Source organism: Pseudomonas sp. NBRC 111133 (assembly GCF_001320605.1).
In the GTDB taxonomy this organism is placed as follows: domain Bacteria; phylum Pseudomonadota; class Gammaproteobacteria; order Pseudomonadales; family Pseudomonadaceae; genus Aquipseudomonas; species Aquipseudomonas monteilii.
Map to the genome: position 1 here is coordinate 1 of NZ_BCBJ01000134.1, position 18,123 is coordinate 18,123.

The 18,123-nt window shown below is 61.4% G+C and carries 23 protein-coding genes and 1 pseudogene; 10 read left to right on the forward strand and 14 right to left on the reverse strand.

What is annotated here, in order from left to right; all coding sequences use genetic code 11:
* Positions 1 to 29: 29 nt before the first annotated feature.
* Positions 30 to 764, reverse strand: a complete 735-nt coding sequence (locus tag APH36_RS28250) for an SDR family NAD(P)-dependent oxidoreductase (protein WP_016487047.1) — start codon at positions 762 to 764, stop codon at positions 30 to 32.
* A gap of 228 nt (positions 765 to 992) precedes the next feature.
* Here APH36_RS28250 and APH36_RS28255 point away from each other — a divergent pair, with 228 nt between their 5' ends.
* The 3 genes from APH36_RS28255 to APH36_RS28265 are packed head-to-tail and all read left to right on the forward strand — an operon-like array spanning position 993 to position 4,464.
* Positions 993 to 2,024: an ABC transporter substrate-binding protein gene (locus tag APH36_RS28255; protein WP_060501537.1), complete on the forward strand. Its 1,032-nt coding sequence runs from the start codon at positions 993 to 995 to the stop codon at positions 2,022 to 2,024.
* Between the two features lie 53 nt (positions 2,025 to 2,077).
* A complete protein-coding gene (locus tag APH36_RS28260) occupies positions 2,078 to 3,145 on the forward strand; it encodes a phosphotransferase (RefSeq protein WP_060501539.1) in 1,068 nt (355 codons plus the stop codon).
* The gene (locus APH36_RS28265; protein ID WP_016487050.1) at positions 3,142 to 4,464 is read left to right on the forward strand and encodes an aspartate aminotransferase family protein; all 1,323 of its coding nucleotides are present in this window, start codon (positions 3,142 to 3,144) and stop codon (positions 4,462 to 4,464) included. Before APH36_RS28260 ends, APH36_RS28265 begins: the two co-directional genes overlap by 4 nt.
* Positions 4,465 to 4,468: 4 nt before the next feature.
* Here the strand turns inward: APH36_RS28265 and APH36_RS28270 are convergent.
* From APH36_RS28270 to merR, 9 genes and pseudogenes are all read right to left on the reverse strand, one after another.
* Positions 4,469 to 4,966 (reverse strand): annotated as a pseudogene (locus APH36_RS28270) (ABC transporter ATP-binding protein); the annotation flags it as partial.
* Positions 4,933 to 5,490, reverse strand: coding sequence for a recombinase family protein (locus APH36_RS28275; RefSeq protein WP_003100847.1), 558 nt, complete (start codon positions 5,488 to 5,490; stop codon positions 4,933 to 4,935). The pseudogene APH36_RS28270 and the gene APH36_RS28275, both read right to left, overlap by 34 nt.
* Positions 5,484 to 5,855 (reverse strand): hypothetical protein, encoded by a 372-nt coding sequence (locus tag APH36_RS28280; protein WP_003100853.1) that lies wholly within the window; start codon positions 5,853 to 5,855, stop codon positions 5,484 to 5,486. Before APH36_RS28280 ends, APH36_RS28275 begins: the two co-directional genes overlap by 7 nt.
* Complete coding sequence (locus APH36_RS28285; RefSeq protein WP_003100856.1) at positions 5,852 to 6,352, reverse strand: hypothetical protein; 501 nt, start codon at positions 6,350 to 6,352, stop codon at positions 5,852 to 5,854. The genes APH36_RS28280 and APH36_RS28285 overlap by 4 nt, the downstream gene beginning before the upstream one ends.
* Positions 6,349 to 6,675: a hypothetical protein gene (locus APH36_RS28290; RefSeq protein WP_003100858.1), complete on the reverse strand. Its 327-nt coding sequence runs from the start codon at positions 6,673 to 6,675 to the stop codon at positions 6,349 to 6,351. Before APH36_RS28290 ends, APH36_RS28285 begins: the two co-directional genes overlap by 4 nt.
* 254 nt (positions 6,676 to 6,929) lie before the next feature.
* Positions 6,930 to 7,286 (reverse strand): cupin domain-containing protein, encoded by a 357-nt coding sequence (locus APH36_RS31385; protein ID WP_003465043.1) that lies wholly within the window; start codon positions 7,284 to 7,286, stop codon positions 6,930 to 6,932.
* Between the two features lie 236 nt (positions 7,287 to 7,522).
* On the reverse strand, positions 7,523 to 7,909 hold the full coding sequence (locus APH36_RS28295; protein ID WP_003100872.1) for a DUF86 domain-containing protein: 387 nt from the start codon (positions 7,907 to 7,909) through the stop codon (positions 7,523 to 7,525).
* Positions 7,906 to 8,196 carry a nucleotidyltransferase family protein gene (locus APH36_RS28300; RefSeq protein ID WP_001247892.1) on the reverse strand — a complete coding sequence of 97 codons (291 nt, stop codon included), beginning with the start codon at positions 8,194 to 8,196 and terminating at the stop codon, positions 7,906 to 7,908. The genes APH36_RS28295 and APH36_RS28300 overlap by 4 nt, the downstream gene beginning before the upstream one ends.
* 220 nt (positions 8,197 to 8,416) lie before the next feature.
* On the reverse strand, positions 8,417 to 8,851 hold the full coding sequence (gene merR / locus APH36_RS28305) for an Hg(II)-responsive transcriptional regulator (RefSeq protein WP_000429838.1): 435 nt from the start codon (positions 8,849 to 8,851) through the stop codon (positions 8,417 to 8,419).
* A gap of 71 nt (positions 8,852 to 8,922) precedes the next feature.
* On the opposite strand from merR, the gene merT reads away from it, so the two are divergent.
* Genes merT through merE form a run of 6 tightly spaced genes read left to right on the forward strand, consistent with a single transcriptional unit; the run spans position 8,923 to position 12,070 of the window.
* On the forward strand, positions 8,923 to 9,273 hold the full coding sequence (merT, locus tag APH36_RS28310; RefSeq protein ID WP_001294667.1) for a mercuric ion transporter MerT: 351 nt from the start codon (positions 8,923 to 8,925) through the stop codon (positions 9,271 to 9,273).
* A gap of 15 nt (positions 9,274 to 9,288) precedes the next feature.
* Positions 9,289 to 9,564: a mercury resistance system periplasmic binding protein MerP gene (gene merP / locus APH36_RS28315; RefSeq protein ID WP_000735441.1), complete on the forward strand. Its 276-nt coding sequence runs from the start codon at positions 9,289 to 9,291 to the stop codon at positions 9,562 to 9,564.
* Positions 9,565 to 9,566: 2 nt separating this feature from the next.
* On the forward strand, positions 9,567 to 9,812 hold the full coding sequence (merF, locus tag APH36_RS28320; RefSeq protein ID WP_000654684.1) for a mercury resistance system transport protein MerF: 246 nt from the start codon (positions 9,567 to 9,569) through the stop codon (positions 9,810 to 9,812).
* The gene (merA, locus tag APH36_RS28325) at positions 9,809 to 11,455 is read left to right on the forward strand and encodes a mercury(II) reductase (RefSeq protein WP_000136268.1); all 1,647 of its coding nucleotides are present in this window, start codon (positions 9,809 to 9,811) and stop codon (positions 11,453 to 11,455) included. Before merF ends, merA begins: the two co-directional genes overlap by 4 nt.
* Before the next feature lie 16 nt (positions 11,456 to 11,471).
* Positions 11,472 to 11,837 (forward strand): mercury resistance co-regulator MerD, encoded by a 366-nt coding sequence (gene merD / locus APH36_RS28330; RefSeq protein ID WP_003465059.1) that lies wholly within the window; start codon positions 11,472 to 11,474, stop codon positions 11,835 to 11,837.
* Entirely contained in the window at positions 11,834 to 12,070 is a 237-nt protein-coding gene (gene merE, locus APH36_RS28335; RefSeq protein ID WP_001087809.1) for a broad-spectrum mercury transporter MerE, read from the forward strand. Before merD ends, merE begins: the two co-directional genes overlap by 4 nt.
* Positions 12,071 to 12,122: 52 nt before the next feature.
* On the opposite strand, the gene APH36_RS28340 is transcribed toward merE, so the two are convergent.
* From APH36_RS28340 to APH36_RS28355, 4 genes are read right to left on the reverse strand one after another with little or no spacing between them, the layout of a single operon-like run.
* The gene (locus APH36_RS28340) at positions 12,123 to 12,737 is read right to left on the reverse strand and encodes a recombinase family protein (protein ID WP_000904941.1); all 615 of its coding nucleotides are present in this window, start codon (positions 12,735 to 12,737) and stop codon (positions 12,123 to 12,125) included.
* A 60-nt stretch (positions 12,738 to 12,797) separates the two neighbouring features.
* Positions 12,798 to 14,015, reverse strand: coding sequence for a TniQ family protein (locus tag APH36_RS28345; protein ID WP_054471483.1), 1,218 nt, complete (start codon positions 14,013 to 14,015; stop codon positions 12,798 to 12,800).
* Positions 14,012 to 14,920: a TniB family NTP-binding protein gene (locus APH36_RS28350; protein ID WP_003465065.1), complete on the reverse strand. Its 909-nt coding sequence runs from the start codon at positions 14,918 to 14,920 to the stop codon at positions 14,012 to 14,014. Before APH36_RS28350 ends, APH36_RS28345 begins: the two co-directional genes overlap by 4 nt.
* Positions 14,921 to 14,922: 2 nt before the next feature.
* Positions 14,923 to 16,602: a Mu transposase C-terminal domain-containing protein gene (locus tag APH36_RS28355; RefSeq protein WP_003465068.1), complete on the reverse strand. Its 1,680-nt coding sequence runs from the start codon at positions 16,600 to 16,602 to the stop codon at positions 14,923 to 14,925.
* A gap of 318 nt (positions 16,603 to 16,920) precedes the next feature.
* Between APH36_RS28355 and APH36_RS28360 the strand changes: the two genes are divergently transcribed.
* On the forward strand, positions 16,921 to 18,123 hold a 1,203-nt coding region (locus tag APH36_RS28360; protein ID WP_060501542.1), incomplete at its 3' end, for a PAS domain-containing methyl-accepting chemotaxis protein.

The following is an 18,123-nucleotide window of genomic DNA, read 5'->3' on the forward strand; positions in this document are numbered from 1 at the left end:
AAGTTTCCGGCCGGGATTTCCAGATTATTTCAGACGTGCTGACCACCGTTGACATGAATCTCCGAACCGTTGATGTACGACGCGCCTCGGGTGCAGAGGAAATGCACCAGGGATGCGACTTCTTCCGGCTTGCCCAAGCGGTGCATGGGGATCTGCTGATCGACGATCAGTTCGGTCCCGGCAGACAGGATCGACGTCTCGATCTCACCCGGTGCAATCGCATTGACCCGCACACCGTGTGGCCCGAAATCATGGGCCATTTCCCGCGTCAGTGCGGCCAGTGCAGCTTTCGAGCAGGCGTAGGCGACCCCGGCAAACGGGTGCACCCTGGAACCTGCAATCGAGGTGACGTTGATCACCGAGCCTTGCGCCGCCTTGAGCTCATCGAACAGCCCTTGGGCCAGTAACGCCGTGGAAAACAGGTTGACGTTGAACACGCTGAGCCAGGTGGCGTAATCGGATTCCAGCACGCCCAATCGTGCGCCGGCTTCGCCTTTGGGTGAAATGCCGGCGTTGTTCACCAGGGCATCGAGGCGTCCGCCGAGTTTCTCCCGGATCAATGGCAGGCTGCGGCGCACTTCGTCGATGTCTTCCAGGTCCAGGTGGATGTGGTTCAACTCGCCTTCAGCCCAGGGGCAGCCTTCGGTCCAGTTCTGTCGCGAGGCCGTAAACACGCGCCAGCCCGCAGCGTTGAAGTGCTTCACCGTGGCATGGCCGATGCCACGGCTCGCACCGGTGAGGAGGAGGGTTCGTTGCTCGGTCATGCAGGCGCTCCTGAGGAAGGGGTGGAGTGGTGAGACTATACCAGTAAAAATTATGATGCATCATATTCTAAATATGTTACTAATGAGCTGCGCCTCGGAATCATCGCCGTGCGCCGGCCACCAGGTGCAAGACACCCGGCGCTGACCGAAATATTGCTGCCAAAAACAAAAAAACCACCTGCCATCCCTTAGCTGCCGCTCACGCACGTAGCGAATTCGGAGAGACGCATGAACAGCAAAATCGCAACTGTACTGATGCTTGGAATGATTGCCGGCCCTTTGAGCGCCGCTGAAAAACTGACCGTGGTGTCCTTCGGCGGCAACAACCGCCAGGCCCAGGAAAAAGCCTTCTACAAACCCTTCACCTCGGAAAAGAAAGTGGCGATCACGGCCGATGACTACAACGGCGAAATGGCCAAGATCCGGGTCATGGCCGACACCGGGAAAACCAGCTGGGACGTGGTCGAGGTCGAATCCCCCGAGCTGTTGCGCGGTTGTAGCGAAGGCCTGTTCGAGCCATTGGACTGGTCGCGCATCGGCAAGAAAGAAGATTTCATCCCGGCCGCCGTCAGCGATTGCGGGGTGGGTATCTTCATCTGGTCTACCGTTCTGACATACGACCCGAAAAAACTCGCCAGCGCGCCACAGGGCTGGGCGGATTTCTGGGACGTGAAGAAATACCCCGGCAAGCGCGGCCTGCGCCGTGGCGCCAAGTTCACCCTGGAGTTCGCCCTGTTGGCCGATGGCGTGGCCAAGGAAGATGTCTACACCTTGCTCGGCACCGAGGAGGGCGTGCAGCGGGCCTTCCGCAAACTGGATCAGATCAAGCCCGACATCCAGTGGTGGGAATCCGGCGCGCAGCCGTTGCAATGGCTGGCGGCAGGCGACGTGGTGATGACTTCGGCCTATAACGGGCGTGTCACCTCGGCGCAGGCGGAGGGACAATCGTTTGAAATGCAGTGGAATGGCAGCCTGTACGACCTGGATCACTGGGCCATCGTCAAAGGCTCGCCGAAGAAGGCCCTGGCGGAAAACTTCATCGCGTTTGCCAGTGCACCGGTTCAGCAGAAGCACTTTGTCGAGGCCATTCCTTATGGGCCAAGCAACACCAAAACCGTGGCACTGGTCGATGAGGCGGTGGGCAGCAAACTGCCGACTTCACCGGATAACCTGAAGAACGCCCGGGCCACGGATGCCGAGTTCTGGATCGACCACGGCGAAGACCTGGAAGAGCGTTTCATCGCTTGGGCCAACAAGTAATGCAAGGGGCCTGCGCGAGCAGGCCACATCACCGAAGCGAGGAGTCATGAACAATGCCGCTTGAGAAAGTATCGGCGCAACCCTGTCTGCTGGAGGCGGCCCCTGCCCGTGTCAGTGACGGGCAGGTCCTTGGGGTCCCTGCGCAGCACTACGCGATCAGCGGAAAACTCGAGCAACTGGGCGGCGAGCGCGACCTCAATTTCCGGGTCATGCTCGCGGACGGTACGTCGCGTCTGTTCAAGTTGTCGCATCCATTGGAAAACCCGCAGGTCGTGGACTTCCATAACCAGGCCATGCTCCAGATCGAGCGTAACGATCCGGCGTTGCCGGTGCAGCGTGTCTTTGCATCACTCGGCGGGCGATTCGTGGAGCCGGTCGAAATCGAAGGCCAGCGCATGTTGGTCCGTCTCCTGTCCTTCGTTGACGGCTTGCCGCTGCACCGCGTCGCCCACACATCGGTGAATTTCAGGCAGAACCTGGGCCAAGCGCTCGCCCGGTTCGACCTGGCCCTGGACGGCTTCAGCCATCCCGCTGCCGGGCACGTCCTGCTGTGGGACATGCAACACGCCCAGCGCCTCAGGCCCCGGCTGAAACACATCGAGCCGGGCGTTCGTCGCGACCGGATCGAACACAGCCTGGACCGCTTCGAATCCCAGGTACTGGGCAAGTGCGCCACGCTGCGCCACCAGGTGATCCATAACGACATGAACCCGCACAACATCATCGTCGATCCGGATCAGCCCGATGTGTTGCGCAACATCCTGGATTTTGGCGACATGGTCCACGCGCCGTTGGTCAACGAGGTCGCGGTCGCGGCATCGTACCAATTGGGGGTGGCGGGCGACGTCCTGGCCCCGGCGCTGGACATGATCCGCGCCTATCACCAGGTCAATCCCCTCACCGGCGAAGAATTGCAACTGCTGCCGGTGCTGATCTCCACACGCCTGGCGTTGTCGTTGTGCATCAATTATTGGCGGGCCGACCTGCACCCGGACAATCGCGAGTACATCCTGCGCAACTCATACCGCGCCCAGGATGCCCTGGCGGGATTGTCCGCAATGGCACCCGCCGAGATCCACGACAGAATCCTTGCCGCTTGCACCCAGGAGGTTGGCGCATGAGCATGATCAACGGTTTCACTTCTGAAGATGCCGATCGCCTGTCAGACAAGGAAAAACGCCTTGTCGAACGCCGGGCACGGTTGCTCGGCCCGGCCTATCGACTGTTCTACGAACACCCCTTGCACACGGTGCGCGGCGAGGGCGTGTGGCTGTACGACGAACAAGGCCGGCGGTATCTGGATGCCTACAATAACGTGGCGTCGGTGGGGCATTGTCATCCCCGGGTGGTCGAGGCGATCAGCCGGCAGGCCGGGCAACTCAACACCCACACTCGCTACTTGCAGGAGGGCATGCTCGATTACGCCGAGCAACTGCTGGGCACCTTTCCCGAGTACCTCGAGCGGGTCATGTTTACGTGCACCGGCAGCGAGGCCAACGATCTGGCGTTGCGCATCGCCAAACAGTTTACCGGCGGCACCGGCGTGATCATCACCCGCTTCGCGTATCATGGCGTCACGGGTGATATCGCCGAGCTTTCTCCGTCGCTCGGCCCGAGCATGGTTCTGCCACCCCACGTGCGCACCGTTCGCGCCCCCGATGCTTATCGGCTGGGTGCGGATCAAGTGGCCTCGACCTTCGTGGCTGACGTCCGTGCGGCCATCGATGACCTGCGCAAACACGGCATTCGTCCGGCGGCGATCCTGCTCGACGGCATTTTCGCCAGCGATGGCGTCTTTGCGGGCCCAACCGGCTGCATCGCCGAAGGGATCGCATTGGCCCAGGCCGAAGGCCTGTTGTACATCGCCGATGAAGTCCAGTCCGGCTTCGCCCGCACTGGCCTGAACATGTGGGGTTTCCAGCGGCACGACGTGCGCCCCGACCTCCTGACCCTGGGCAAGCCGATGGGCAACGGCCACCCCATCGCCGGCCTGGTCGGTCGAGCGCAAGTGGTCGATCACTTTGGCCAGAACATGCGCTACTTCAACACCTTTGGCGGCAACCCGGTGTCCTGCGCAGCGGGGCAGGCCGTGCTGGACGTCATCCGTGACGAACAGTTGCAGCAGCGCTCGCACACCCTGGGTGAATGTCTGTTGACGGGGTTGCGGGAGCTGGCCGAGCGTTACCCGATCATCGGCGATGTGCGCGGTGCCGGGATGTTCCTGGGGGTCGAGCTGGTGACCGATCGCGCCACAAAAGCGCCTGCCGCCACGCAGACCCGTCAGGTGGTCAACGCGATGCGCGAGCAGGGCGTATTGATCAGTGCTGCCGGGCCGCTGGAAAACGTGCTGAAGATTCGCCCGCTGCTGGCCTTCGAACAGGAGCATGCGCACTTGCTACTGGAAGCGGTCGGCACGGCGCTGGAAGGGCTGCAGCCGTAGCGGTTCAGACGATATCGTCGATCAGGATATGGTGCTGCCCACGGCTGCAGCGTTCGATGCGCGCCTCGACCTTGTACACCGCGCGCAGCATCTGCTCGTTGATCACTTCATGGCTCGGGCCGCTGCCCTGAGCGGTGCCATCGGCGATGACCAGCACCTGATCGGCGAAGCGCAAGGCCTGGTTCAGGTCATGGATGGCGATGAACACGATGACTTCGCGCTTTCGCGCCAGGTCGCGCATGAAGTTCAGCACCTGGACCTGGCGGTGCATGTCGAGGGCGCTGGTGGGCTCGTCCATCAGCAGGATCTGCGGTTCGCGCACCAGCGTCTGGGCGATTGAGACCAGTTGTTGCTGGCCGCCGCTGAGTTCACCCAGGTTGCGGAATGACAGCGGCGTAATGCCCAGGGCGTCGAGGATCTCATCGACCAGTTTCAGGGGTCGTCTCAGAAAACGGAAAATAAAGCACGCTAAGCGTGCGTGGAGGCTGGCACCCAGCGGTACAGCGTCGGAATGGACACGCCGAGGTTCTTGGCCACGTCCTTGGGCGGCACCCCGCTGGCCAGCAGCTTCTTGGCCGACTCGATCTTGCTGTCGGTCATCTTCGGCTTGCGGCCGCCTTTGCGGCCGAGCTGCTTGGCGACTTCCAGCCCGGCGCGGGTGCGCTCGACGGTCAGCTCGCGCTCCATTTCGGCAAGGCTCGCCATGACGTGGAAGAAGAACCGCCCGGATGGTGTGCCGGTGTCGATGGAGTCGGTGAGGCTCCTGAACTGGACACCGTGCTTGTGCAGATCGCCGACCAGATCGACCAGTTGCTTGACCGACCGGCCCAGCCGGTCGAGCTTCCAGACGACCAAAGTATCGCCTTCGCGCAGCATTTCGAGCGTCTTGGCCAAGCCAGGCCGGTCTGCCCGCGTGCCACTCACCTTGTCCTCGAAGACCTTTTTACATCCGGCCTTGCTCAAGGCTTCGCGTTGCAGCTCCAGGTTCTGATCCTGCGTCGAGACGCGCGCATAGCCAATCAACATGGCTTGTCTCGCGCCCGGTCGATGCGTTCCTGCATCGCCTGCATCACTTCTTCGTGGGTGTACGATCTGGCGTTGGCGTCGGTGGCTTGCCGCAGGGCTTCCTCAACCTCGCGCGTCATCCGCTCGTAATCCTCCGGCCACAGCGCTTGCTCCATGCGCAGCGACGCCTGACCCAGCAGGTGCAGCAGGCTGAACAGCCGCATGTCGTTGGTGGCGACGATGCGCTCCCGAATCTGCTCCTGAATAGCTTCGCTAGCCCGATGCGCTTGTGGTGTGGCAGTCCCCTCGTAGTCAGCGGGGAATTCCGCTTCCTCGGCAATCCTTGCCCAGGCGCTGGCCAGCGCCTCGATGGTTGACGTGCTCATTTCCGCCGCTCCTGTGCTCTTTGGCGAATCAACCGGCCAAGGGGCCTCGACGCGAAAACCAGCAGCATCACGCCTATCGGATACCAGGTCGAGAAGACCACCAAGGCATCGAAGGCTGGCCGTCCGGTGTTGGTAGGCAGTACGGCGGTCACAGCCATCAACCCGCCGACCGTCCAGATGATGCGCCACACGTAGGGCATCACGCGGGGCACGTAGCCGTCATCGAAAGCGGTCTGGTAGTAGCGGCGCAGGCCGCGCTCGGCAAGCGCCTGGCGCTGCCGCTCCGACAGCGCATCCGTCCGGCCATACCAGCGCCGGAATGGTGGACAGCGCAGCAGCAAAGGGGTGAAGAGGATCATCACCGCCACGATCGCGACACCCCACGCCATGACGGCGCCGGCATCGGGCCGCTTGGCGTTCTCGATCACGGGCGCGAAGACGCCCGGAGCACCGATCATCCAGAACAGCGCAATGTGCTGATGGAAGGAGAGCTTCATTTGCTCATCCACTTGCGCAGCAGGCGCTTTTTCAGGGAGGCGCGTTCTTGCGGGTTGCGTCCCTTGTGATTGGCGATGCGATCCGCCGTGGCGGCCTGGCGCTTGACGGGCCAGTAGGAGCGGCCATCCTTGCCCATCGACCAGACGCTGCTGGCCTGGTTTTCCAGCAGGGGCAGATGGGCGCTCAGGGCTTCGGGCGACGCGCTGGTCAGCGCCGTGCGCTCACGGGTGCGCCAGCGCTGATGCCAGAGCTTCTTGTCCTCGCGCTCGCTGCCGCAGGTCGTGTGCCCGACGATGGGTGTTTTGCGGCGGCTGCGGCTCATAACGTAGTGGTCTCCAAGAACATTCAGGACTGATCCCAGGCGTCGATGGTCAAGACCTGATCGGCAGGACAGGCGGCTACGCGGTCGGGAACTGGATGGTGTTCAGTCTCATGCCGACCCCATTCGATTGATCGCGTCGCTTGCGGCACGCTGCGACGCAAGGAGGTTTGCGACCTGGTTTAGCAGCCGTGTCCGCTGCATGTCTGTTACCTATCTCCCCGACCGCTCATTGGACCAACTCCAGAGATTGGGCTCTATCGCTCAGCCAATACGAAACCGGCATTGGCTGATGCCACAACCGAGACGAACACAAATGGCTCGGTACCTGTATTTCGCGCCCCGTGCACTTGGCCCGGTCTTGCCACGGCTATCTCACCTTCCCTGAGGGCACGAACAATCCCATTGCCCTGAAAGTAATCAGCCATTCCCGACAAAACAGTCCACGTGTCTTGGCCGTGAGGATGAATGTGAGCCGCAATTTCCTGCCCGGGATGGACATGCCAAACCACGATAATTGAGTCTCGGGTTTCAAGCACAACGGAACGAATAGGCTCGCCTTCGGACGGCTGAACATACTCGGCTACAGAAAATATTCTCGATTCAACAGTCATCGGAGATCCCTCTTTCACAGTGCCCCCAGACAGGCTGGATATGAGTTCTAACTCGAATTTGAACGGGAGGCTGGTCGTGCGGTCGTGCAGTTGCCGATGAGCGTGTCGGCTGCTGCCTCCTTGCCCACCAGCGAACTCACGTCCGTTGCGGCCATCCAGAAGGTCTTGCCCGAGCGCGGCTCATAGGTCGCGGGATCGAACACGCCAGAGGGGCCGAACATCGGCGGCTTGATTGGTCATGGCTCCATGCCTTTGTCGTTACGGTCTTCATCGTCGGCATCCTGACGCACGGCGGGCAATTGCTGGAGCAACGCCGGCAGCCATTCCTGTACCGTCTCCCACACCACATCGAGGTTGATGTCGAAATAGCCGTGAGCCATGCGATTACGCATATTGCGCATGCTGCGCCACGGCACGTCGGCATGCGCCTGGGTGAACTCGACGTAGCCATCCATCACCTTTGTGGCCGCCTCGCCGATGACGATCAGGCTCATGATGACGGCCTGCTGGGTGCGCTTGTCGGCCAAGAAGTCGTCCTTGGCCATCCCTTCCACGAAGCTGCGCGCATCGGTTGCGGCCTGCTGAATGTGGTCGAGGTAATCGGGCAGGCGGTTCTCGCTCATATCGGTTGCGCCTCCGCGAGCACCTTGGCCCGGAACTTCGGCGGCAGGTCGCCGGGAGTCAGCAGATCGACGTCAACGCCGAGCAGCGATTTCAGTTCTTCTTCCAAATCGCCCAAGTCCAACAACGTGGCACCGGGCAGCGCATCGACCAACAGGTCGAGGTCGCTGCCATCCCGGTCGGTGCCATGCAGCACCGAGCCGAAGACGCGCGGGTTCGCGGCGCGAAAGCGGCCTACCGCTTCACGCACTGCGCTTCGCTTCATGTCAAGCACAACAGACGGTCGCATGGGCATCCTTTCTTATCGAAACTCGTTGAGATGATATGCAATCAAGAATAGAATTTCAAGAACTATTTTCGAGAATCGCAATGCCTTGATTCCCGTGCCGCGTGTCACTTTCAGAAGGCGACAGCACGAAATATCAAAAGTCGACCGCACGGTCTTTTCTGACGTTGGAGTCGCCTCAGAAAACGGAAAATAAAGCACGCTAAGGCGTAGTTCCCTCGGGCTACACCGCGTCCGCACTGCGCGGTTCTTTCTTCCCTTGCAGTGACGCAATCAGCGGGCAGGAAACGTTCCCCTTCCGCGCATGGCAGGCGCACACCAAATCAGACAGCACGGCCTCCATGCGCGCCAGGTCAGCCATCCTCTCGCGCACGTCCTTGAGCTTGTGCTCGGCCAGGCTGCTGGCTTCCTCGCAATGGGTGCCATCCTCCAGCCGCAGCAGCTCGGCGATCTCATCCAGGCTGAAGCCCAACCGCTGGGCTGATTTCACGAAGCGCACCCGCGTTACATCCGTCTCGCCATAGCGGCGAATGCTGCCGTAAGGCTTGTCCGGTTCCGGGAGCAAGCCCTTGCGCTGATAGAACCGGATGGTCTCCACATTGACCCCGGCCGTCCTGGCGAAAACGCCAATGGTCAGGTTCTCCAAATTGTTTTCCATATCGCTTGACTCCGTACATAACTACGGAAGTAAGCTTAAGCTATCCAATTCAGATTCGAAAGGACAAACGTATGTCTGAACCTCAAAACGGGCGCGGCGCGCTCTTCACTGGCGGGCTGGCCGCCATCCTCGCCTCGGCTTGCTGCCTCGGGCCGCTGGTTCTGATCGCCTTGGGGTTCAGCGGCGCTTGGATCGGCAACTTGACGGTGTTGGAACCCTATCGCCCCATCTTTATCGGCGTGGCGCTGGTGGCGTTGTTCTTCGCCTGGCGGCGCATCTACCGGCCGTCAGCCGCCTGCAAACCGGGTGAGGTTTGCGCGATTCCCCAAGTGCGAGCTACTTACAAGCTCATTTTCTGGGGCGTGGCCGTGCTGGTTTTGGTCGCGCTCGGATTTCCCTACGTCGTGCCATTTTTCTATTGATCACAGGAGTTCACCATGAAAAAGCTGCTTTCCGCCCTTGCCCTCGCTGCCGTTGTTGCCCCCGTGTGGGCCGCCACCCAGACCGTTACGCTGTCCGTACCGGGCATGACCTGCTCGGCCTGTCCGATCACTGTCAAGAAGGCGATTTCCAAGGTCGATGGCGTCAGTAAAGTTGACGTGACCTTCGAGACGCGCGAAGCGGTGGTCACCTTCGATGATGCCAAGACCAGCGTGCAGAAACTGACCAAGGCTACCGAGGATGCGGGCTACCCATCATCAGTCAAGAACTGATCATGAAAGACCCGAAGACACTGCTGCGGGTCAGCATCATTGGCACAACCCTCGTGGCGCTGTGTTGCTTCACCCCTGTTCTGGTCATTTTGCTCGGTGTGGTCGGCTTGTCCGCGCTGACCGGCTATCTGGACTATGTGCTGCTGCCTGCGCTGGCGATTTTCATCGGCTTGACCATCTACGCCATCCAACGAAAACGCCAAGCCGATGCCTGCTGCACCCCGAAATTCAATGGAGTAAAAAAATGACCGAAATCACCGTGAATGGCATGACCTGCACATCCTGCGCCACCCATGTCAAAGATGCTTTGGAAAAGATTCCCGGCGTGAATGCCGCTGTGGTGTCCTATCCAGAAAGCCGCGCGCAAGTCATGGCAGACACCGCCGTGAGCCACAACCAACTGCTGGCCGCCATCGCCGCATTGGGTTATCAAGGCTCGATCCGGGTTGGTGATTTCAAAGATGAACCAAAAATCCGTGATGCACTTGAGGGCGCCGGTTTGCATATCGCCATCATTGGCAGCGGCGGGGCCGCGATGGCGGCGGCGCTGAAGGCCGTCGAGCAAGGCGCGACGGTCACGCTGATCGAACGCGGCACCATCGGCGGCACCTGCGTCAATATCGGCTGTGTGCCGTCCAAGATCATGATCCGCGCTGCCCATATTGCCCATCTGCGCCGGGAAAGTCCGTTCGACGGCGGTATTGCGGCAACTGTGCCTGCGATTGACCGCAGCAAACTGCTGGCCCAGCAGCAGGCCCGTGTCGATGAACTGCGGCACGCCAAATACGAAGGCATCCTGGACGGCAATCCAGCCATCACCGTTTTGCACGGTGAAGCGCGTTTCAAGGACGACCAGAGCCTGGTCGTCCGTTTGAACGAGGGTGGCGAGCGCGAGGTAACGTTCGACCGCTGCCTGGTCGCCACCGGTGCCAGTCCGGCCGTGCCGCCGATTCCGGGCCTGAAAGAGTCACCCTACTGGACTTCCACCGAAGCGCTTGTCAGCGACACCATTCCCGCACGCCTGGCCGTGATCGGTTCGTCGGTGGTGGCGTTGGAACTGGCGCAAGCCTTTGCCCGGCTCGGCAGCCAGGTCACGATCCTGGCACGCAGCACCTTGTTCTTCCGGGAAGACCCGGCCATCGGCGAGGCCGTGACAGCCGCTTTCCGCGCCGAGGGCATCGAGGTGCTGGAGCACACGCAAGCCAGCCAGGTCGCCCATGTGAACGGCGAATTCGTGCTGACCACCGGACACGGTGAATTGCGCGCTGACAAGTTGCTGGTTGCCACCGGTCGGGCACCGAATACGCGCAGCCTCGCGCTGGACGCGGCGGGGGTCACTGTCAATGCGCAAGGGGCCATCGTTATCGACCAAGGCATGCGCACGAGCAACCCGAACATCTACGCGGCCGGCGACTGCACCGACCAGCCGCAGTTCGTCTACGTGGCAGCGGCCGCCGGCACCCGTGCCGCGATCAACATGACCGGCGGCGACGCAGCCCTCAATCTGACCGCGATGCCGGCAGTGGTGTTCACCGACCCGCAAGTCGCCACCGTGGGCTACAGCGAGGCGGAAGCGCACCACGATGGCATCGAGACCGACAGTCGCACGCTGACACTCGACAACGTTCCGCGAGCGCTTGCCAACTTCGACACACGCGGCTTCATCAAGCTGGTCATCGAGGAAGGTAGCGGACGGCTCATCGGCGTGCAGGCGGTGGCCCCGGAAGCGGGCGAACTGATCCAGACGGCGGTGCTCGCCATCCGCAACCGCATGACGGTGCAGGAACTGGCCGACCAGTTGTTCCCCTACCTGACAATGGTCGAGGGGTTGAAGCTTGCGGCGCAGACCTTCAACAAGGACGTGAAGCAGCTTTCCTGCTGCGCTGGATAAAAAAAGGAGGTTTTCAATGAGCGCCTACACCGTGTCCCGGCTGGCCCTTGATGCCGGGGTGAGCGTGCATATCGTGCGCGACTACCTGCTGCGCGGATTGCTGCGTCCGGTGGCGTGCACCCCGGGCGGCTATGGCCTGTTCGATGATGCCGCCTTGCAACGGCTGTGCTTCGTGCGGGCGGCCTTCGAGGCGGGCATCGGCCTGGACGCGCTGGCGCGGCTGTGCCGGGCGCTGGATGCTGCGGACGGCGATGAAGCGGCCGCGCAGCTTGCCGTTCTGCGCCAGTTCGTCGAGCGTCGGCGCGAAGCGTTGGCCGATCTGGAGGTGCAGTTGGCCACCATGCCGACCGAGCCGGCACAGCACGCGGAGAGTCTGCCATGAACAGCCCCGAGCGCTTGCCGTCCGAGACGCACAAACCGATCACCGGCTACCTGTGGGGCGCGCTGGCCGTGCTCACCTGTCCCTGCCATTTGCCGATTCTCGCCATTGTGCTGGCCGGCACGACGGCCGGCGCGTTCATCGGAGAGTACTGGGGTATCGCAGCCCTCACGCTGACCGGTTTGTTCGTCCTGTCTGTGACACGACTGCTGCGGGCCTTCAAAGATCGATCATGAGCGCTTCCCATTGAGACAAACCACGCTGTCGCTACGTTGCCTCATGCCGGCATCAAATTCGGCTGAGTAGCTTCTCGCCATCTGGACGTAGCTCACCCTTGGGTGAAACATGCCGATACAGGGTCTGCCGCGTGACGCCAAGTTCCTGGCACAGGTCGCCGACCTTGGTCTCTGGCTGACCCATTGCCGCCATCGCCAGCCGCAGCTTGGCGGCGGTCATCTTGAACGGCCGGCCGCCTTTCCGCCCGCGCGCGCGGGCCGAGGCTAGGCCGGCAATCGTGCGCTCCGCGATCAACTCGCGCTCGAACTCGGCCAGGGCGGCGAAGATGCCAAAGACCAGCTTGCCGGCGGCGGTCGTGGTGTCGATGGCCGCGCCGTGCCCGGTTAATACCTTCAAGCCGATGCCGCGCCCAGTCAGGTCGTGCACGGTGTTGATGAGATGTCGCAGGTCGCGTCCGAGCCGATCCAGTTTCCACACGACCAGTGTGTCGCCAGTTCGCAACGCCTTCAGGCAGCTCGTCAAGCCGGGCCGATCCTCGCGCATGCCGGATGCCTGGTCCTCGTAAAGATGTACTGGATCGACCCCGGCGGCAATCAGCGCGTCGCGCTGCAAATCGGTAGCCTGGGAGCCGTCCGCCTTCGATACCCGCATGTAGCCTATCAGCATGTCGTACCTGTCACATATACGTTCGATTATGTGACAGTGTGAGCCAGAAAGTTCTCGCCGTCAAAAACTGTCACTTAACCCGTCATTTAGTCTAAGACCTGCAAACGGCCATTCAGGCTCGTAATGTGACAAAAACTCCGGCGGGATGCCCTCCTTGGTGAACGTGGCGCGCAAACGTTCCAGGGATTCGGGGTCGCGTCGCCCGTAGGACGCCAGTGTGAACAGCAAGCGGGCCGTCTCCGGGTTGTGTCGCGCTTCAATGATGGCCTCATCGATGGCCTGGGCTGCTCGTTGCCAGTGGTTGATGGGTTCCGGCTTCGGCACCTTCGCCGGCAGGCCGTTGGTGAAACCAGTGTGCGGCTCCGTCTGAAACAGCGCGGCCTGTTCCCCGCGCGGGATCAGCGCCTTTGACTCGATCAGCGTGATGGCGGTGGCCGCCGCCTCCAGCATCTGCCACTGCACCGCCGGGGCCAGAATCTCGTAGGGACGCCACAGACTCTGCCCGGCGCGCAGCGGATGGCCGCAGCGCTCCCAGACATGGCGGATGCTCGCCGAGCAACTGCCGCAGTGCGAGAGCGGCGTGTTCAGCTCATCAAGCAGGGTGCGCAGCAGCCGGAACCACAAGCCGGCGTGGACACGCCGACGCGGCAGCTCCACAAAACCCGTCGTCAGCGCCTGCCAGGTGCGCCGGTCCATGCAGGCGATTGCGTCATCGGCAGGGCGCGGCGCAGCATCGGCGATTTCCCACTGAAGATACCGGCCGTGCATGCCCCAGTAGGACTCCAGCCAGCAGCCATGCTGCGGGCAGCTCAGCATCAAGGGGAGCTGCCAGACGAGTAGCACAGCTTGATTCGTTGGATCGTTCAGACACTGCGGACACGCCCGGCGAATCGTCTGGCTCGGTAGCCAGGCACGCCAGCGAGTGATGGACCGCACCTTGCGGGTGCGCTTGGGCAGGAGCACCGCGCATTGGAATGTATAGGTTTCCAAGGCTGCTGGTACCGAATCGTCGAGACTGTCGAGCAGCCACGGCACCCAGCCTGCAAGACTCATGCTGCGCAACCGCTCCAGCTCGACGCCACTGCGCTGGCAGAGCGCCGTCAGCAACGACAAGGATGGTGCGGTATCCAGGTCATCAAGTTGGCTGTGACCAAGATCGTGGGCCAGCAGCTCGTGCACGTCCATCTGGTAGCAGGCGGCGACCCGGTTGAGCCATGAGGACAGGGCTTCGCCTTCCTTGGGTGCCGGATGCAGCGGCCAGCGCGGCGCGGACTTCACATCAGTTCCCGCTCGAACTGTCGCCGCCGCTCACTGGGGCCGATGTAGTCGGCCATGCTGAGCGTGCGGTGGTTGATCGCTTCCTCGCCACTCTCCACGGCGGCGACGGCCGCCGCCACCAGCAGATGTGCAAGCTCGCCGATGGTGCCTTCGCTCCGGGTGAGCAGGTAGCGGGCCATGTCCAGCGTGGCAATCGGGGATGGCCGCCGTAGCGGGAGTGACGCCGCGAAGCTGGCCAGCAGCGAGCAGCAGTCCTCATTGGCCTCCCACGGCGGCAGCAGCATCGGCTCGAAGCGGTTTTCCAACTGATCGTCCGAACGGATGGCCAGGTACGCCTCGCGCGTGCCGACCCCGACCAGGGGGATACGCAGCTCGTTGCCGAGGAAGCGCAGCAGGTTGAGGAACTCGCGCCGGTTAACGCTGTTGCCAGCCAGTACATTGTGCAGTTCGTCGATCACCAGCATGCGCACGCCGACCTTGCGCAGCAGGGCCAGCGCCAGTTGCTCCATTTCCGGCAGCCGTGGGCGCGGGCGCAGCGGCGCGCCCATCGCAGCCAGCAGCGCGACATAGAAGCGGATCACCGATGGCTCTGACGGCATCTGCACGACCAGCACCGGGATATGTTCTTGGTCAGCGTCGGTGCCGACCGGGTGCGCCCGCCGGAATTTCTCGACGATCATCGACTTGCCGTTGTTGGTGGGGCCGACCAGCAGCAGGTTTGGCATGCGTTGCTTGTTCGGCCACGCATACAGAGTTTCCAGCCGGTTCAGCGCCTCGACCGCGCGCGGGTAGCCGATCCAGCGGTCGGCGCGAATGCGCTGGATGCGCTCGTCTGCCGGCAGCCTGGCCAAACCCTGTGCCGCTGGCAGCAGGTGGGACAGGTCAATGACGGGATATTCGTCCACGGCTACCACTCCTCGATCTGATCGAACGGTTTGGCCGGCGGCAGGTTGTCTGCCTGCGGGTCAGCCATGTCCACATCCGGCGGTATGGGCTTGGCCGGTGGCTCCGACGTCTTGAGGTGCTGGCGGCGATCAGCGTCGCGCCGCGCCTTGCGCGTGGCCTTCTGGGCGGTGGTCACGATCTCGCGCATCTGCCCGATCATGCGGAACAGCGCCGACTCGTCCACCTGCTCGCGCCCGAGCTGACGCAATTTGGCCAGCGCCTGGCGTTGTTCCCAGAGGGTGACGGCCGGATGGGACAAGGTGCGGTAGTGGATCTCCAGATAGTGCTGACCTTCCGGTTCCAGTACCCAGATGCGGCTGATGTCGCGCGGATCGCGCCGGATCAGGAAGGCGGGCAAGCGCTCGCGCCGGGCAATCCACGGCTTGAGGGCGTCGGCGTAGTAGTGGATGTGGTCGATGACAAAGCCGGTGCGGGTCAGGGTGCGGCGGATCACCGGCAGGAAATCGACCAAAAACGCGGTGGGGCGGGTAACGACGGCCGGGACGCCAACGCGCTCCACGGCCTCGGCCCAGCGCGCGGCCGGCGGCTGGAGCAGGCCGTTGTGCACGGAGCCGTGATAGGTGCCTACCGCCAACGCGAGCCAGCGCTCCAGCTCGCGCAGCGTCAGGGTGGCCATCTTCTCGGAATCGTACTCGCCGCGCTGGCCGGGATTGGAGAAGGTCGTCCCCGGTAATTCGTCGTGGATCATCTGCATCGCCGTGCCGATGATCCGTTCCACGATGCCGCCGTAGTGCGGCTGGCCTGGTGGGCGATAGTCCAGCCGGATGCCATGCTGTTCGCAGCCACGGCGCAGCGCTTCGCTTTTGAACTCGGCCGCGTTGTCCAGATAGAGCAGCCTGGGCTTGCCGCTCATCGGCCAGTCCATTTCCACATTCAGCCCTTCCAGCCAGGGCCGCTTGTCGCAGGCGGCATGCGCGAGGCATAGGCCGACCGAGACGGCGGACGGCGCTTCCAGCGTGACCACCATGCCGAGTACGCAGCGCGTGAACACGTCGATGGCGAGGGTCAAATATGGGCGGCCAATCGGTTGCCGGTCGCGCTCGTCGACCACGATCAGGTCGATGACGGTGTGGTCGATCTGCACCTGTTCCAGCGGCATGGTGACTTCGGGCGGAATGCCACCCGCGCCTTGCAAGGGACGGGCAGCGTCCTGCCCGCCCCGGCTGCGGGCTATTTTCGCCGGGTGTAGTCCGGCAATCCGCTGGGCCACGGTGTTGCGCGCCGGCACCGGCAGCTTCTGGGTTTTGCACGCCTGCGCGACTTCGCGGTGGAACGCCGCCAGGCTGCGTTTCTGCTTGGTCAGGAAGCGCTTTTGCAGCAGCTCGCGGATGATGCGCTCGACCGGTTCCGGCAAGCGCCCCTTGCCTTTGCCGCCGCCGGATCGGCCGGGCGTCAGGTCTGTTACCAGGCCAGTACCCTGCCGGGCGCGACGGATCAGGACATATACCTGTCGCCGGGACAGGCCCAGCGCTTGGGCTGCCTCATCGGCGGCTTCATGCCCGACCACCTCAAGCGCTGCCAGTGGCCCGATGATTTCCGTCCGGTGCCGGGCTTGCGCCCATGCCTCGTCGGGCAGGGTGGCCACGCCTTGCGCGGCAATCGGTGGAGTGTCTGATGTCATGCCCAAACCTCGCTTTGGTGCACACGAGTATTGAGCATAGTCGAGATTGGTGCAGACGACTCCTGATATTGGGCTGTCAGGAGCCGTATGCACACCAGGCGTTACATCCAGTCAGATGGTGCGGTCGTCTTCTGAAAACGACAGGCGCAGCGTGGCCATTCCTGACATCCAGTTAGGGTATAGCCTAGATTGACATGCGCGATGCAACCCTTAACTTGCTTGCACCTATCGTTTCCATGCTAGCTTTATCGTAACGCTAAAGAAATTGGGCTTAATGCCGAATACAATAAAATAAAACAGCCAACCCTTGAGGCTCTTATGCGCCAGAATTTACCAGTGACGGGTCGAAACTTAGAACTCCCAAAAGATACCAATATTCTTTCGACTACCTCCCCTCAAAGCCATATCACGTACATTAATCCTGACTTCATTAAAATCAGTGGTTTCACTGAGGAAGAACTATTAGGCCAGCCTCACAACATCGTAAGACACCCAGATATGCCGCCTGCTGCATTTGAGCATATGTGGAGTACATTAAAATCTGGCCGCTCATGGATGGGGCTAATAAAAAATCGCTGTAAAAATGGCGACCACTATTGGGTAAGTGCTTATGTAACGCCAATAGCTAAGAATGGTTCGATTGTTGAATACCAGTCTGTAAGGACCAAGCCTGAACCTGAGCAGGTTTTGGCTGCGGAAAAATTATATGCTCAATTGAGAAGCGGGAAGGCCGCGAGGCCGAAATGGGCTGCTAGCTTTTCCGTGAAAATACTCTTGCTCATATGGGGTAGTATTATATCAAGCGCAATGGCTGCCGGCATGCTTACTGATACATCAATAAGCAGCTTATTGTTAGCTACTTTAATGTCAGGAAGCTTAAGCTCTGTTAGTGTTTTGGCTATTCTCTCTCCTCTTGGAAGACTGGTTGAAAGAGCCAGGAATATTTCCAATAACCCATTAAGTCAATCCCTCTACACTGGGCGCACCGATGAGTTTGGCCAAATAGAGTTTGCTTTACGAATGATGCAAGCTGAAACAGGCAGCGTAGTAGGTCGCATAGGTGATGCATCAAATCGGCTTAGCGAACACACCCAAAGCCTACTAAAGGATATTGAGTCAAGCAATGTACTTACAGTTGAGCAGCAGGCAGAGACAGATCAAATAGCAACGGCAGTAAACCAAATGGCGGCAAGCATTCAAGAGGTTGCGAGCAATGCACAGCATGCTGCAGATGCGGCCGGAAGAGCAGACACTGAGACGGCATCTGGCCAGCGTCTGGTAGCCCACACAAGCCAGTCAATCATTGCCCTTGAAGGTGAAATTAGGCAAGCCGCTCAGGTTATTCATGAGCTTGAAGGTCAAAGTAACGAGATATCAAAAGTTCTTGACGTTATACGAGGGATCGCCGAGCAAACGAATTTGTTGGCACTCAACGCAGCAATTGAGGCCGCGCGTGCTGGTGAGCAGGGGCGTGGTTTTGCTGTTGTCGCCGATGAGGTTCGCAGTCTTGCTGCTCGCACC

Excerpts from the sequence above, each read along its gene's own strand:
- APH36_RS28265 (WP_016487050.1), top strand. The coding sequence starts at position 3,142 with ATGAGCATGATCAACGGTTTCACTTCTGAAGATGCCGATCGCCTGTCA.
- merF (WP_000654684.1), top strand. The coding sequence starts at position 9,567 with ATGAAAGACCCGAAGACACTGCTGCGGGTCAGCATCATTGGCACAACC.
- APH36_RS28255 (WP_060501537.1), top strand. The coding sequence starts at position 993 with ATGAACAGCAAAATCGCAACTGTACTGATGCTTGGAATGATTGCCGGC.
- merA (WP_000136268.1), top strand. The coding sequence starts at position 9,809 with ATGACCGAAATCACCGTGAATGGCATGACCTGCACATCCTGCGCCACC.
- APH36_RS28300 (WP_001247892.1), bottom strand. The coding sequence starts at position 8,196 with ATGCGACCGTCTGTTGTGCTTGACATGAAGCGAAGCGCAGTGCGTGAA.
- APH36_RS31385 (WP_003465043.1), bottom strand. The coding sequence starts at position 7,286 with ATGACTGTTGAATCGAGAATATTTTCTGTAGCCGAGTATGTTCAGCCG.
- merT (WP_001294667.1), top strand. The coding sequence starts at position 8,923 with ATGTCTGAACCTCAAAACGGGCGCGGCGCGCTCTTCACTGGCGGGCTG.
- merE (WP_001087809.1), top strand. The coding sequence starts at position 11,834 with ATGAACAGCCCCGAGCGCTTGCCGTCCGAGACGCACAAACCGATCACC.
- APH36_RS28250 (WP_016487047.1), bottom strand. The coding sequence starts at position 764 with ATGACCGAGCAACGAACCCTCCTCCTCACCGGTGCGAGCCGTGGCATC.
- merR (WP_000429838.1), bottom strand. The coding sequence starts at position 8,851 with ATGGAAAACAATTTGGAGAACCTGACCATTGGCGTTTTCGCCAGGACG.
- APH36_RS28285 (WP_003100856.1), bottom strand. The coding sequence starts at position 6,352 with ATGAAGCTCTCCTTCCATCAGCACATTGCGCTGTTCTGGATGATCGGT.
- merP (WP_000735441.1), top strand. The coding sequence starts at position 9,289 with ATGAAAAAGCTGCTTTCCGCCCTTGCCCTCGCTGCCGTTGTTGCCCCC.
- merD (WP_003465059.1), top strand. The coding sequence starts at position 11,472 with ATGAGCGCCTACACCGTGTCCCGGCTGGCCCTTGATGCCGGGGTGAGC.
- APH36_RS28275 (WP_003100847.1), bottom strand. The coding sequence starts at position 5,490 with ATGTTGATTGGCTATGCGCGCGTCTCGACGCAGGATCAGAACCTGGAG.
- APH36_RS28295 (WP_003100872.1), bottom strand. The coding sequence starts at position 7,909 with ATGAGCGAGAACCGCCTGCCCGATTACCTCGACCACATTCAGCAGGCC.
- APH36_RS28280 (WP_003100853.1), bottom strand. The coding sequence starts at position 5,855 with ATGAGCACGTCAACCATCGAGGCGCTGGCCAGCGCCTGGGCAAGGATT.
- APH36_RS28260 (WP_060501539.1), top strand. The coding sequence starts at position 2,078 with ATGCCGCTTGAGAAAGTATCGGCGCAACCCTGTCTGCTGGAGGCGGCC.
- APH36_RS28355 (WP_003465068.1), bottom strand. The coding sequence starts at position 16,602 with ATGACATCAGACACTCCACCGATTGCCGCGCAAGGCGTGGCCACCCTG.
- APH36_RS28290 (WP_003100858.1), bottom strand. The coding sequence starts at position 6,675 with ATGAGCCGCAGCCGCCGCAAAACACCCATCGTCGGGCACACGACCTGC.
- APH36_RS28340 (WP_000904941.1), bottom strand. The coding sequence starts at position 12,737 with ATGCTGATAGGCTACATGCGGGTATCGAAGGCGGACGGCTCCCAGGCT.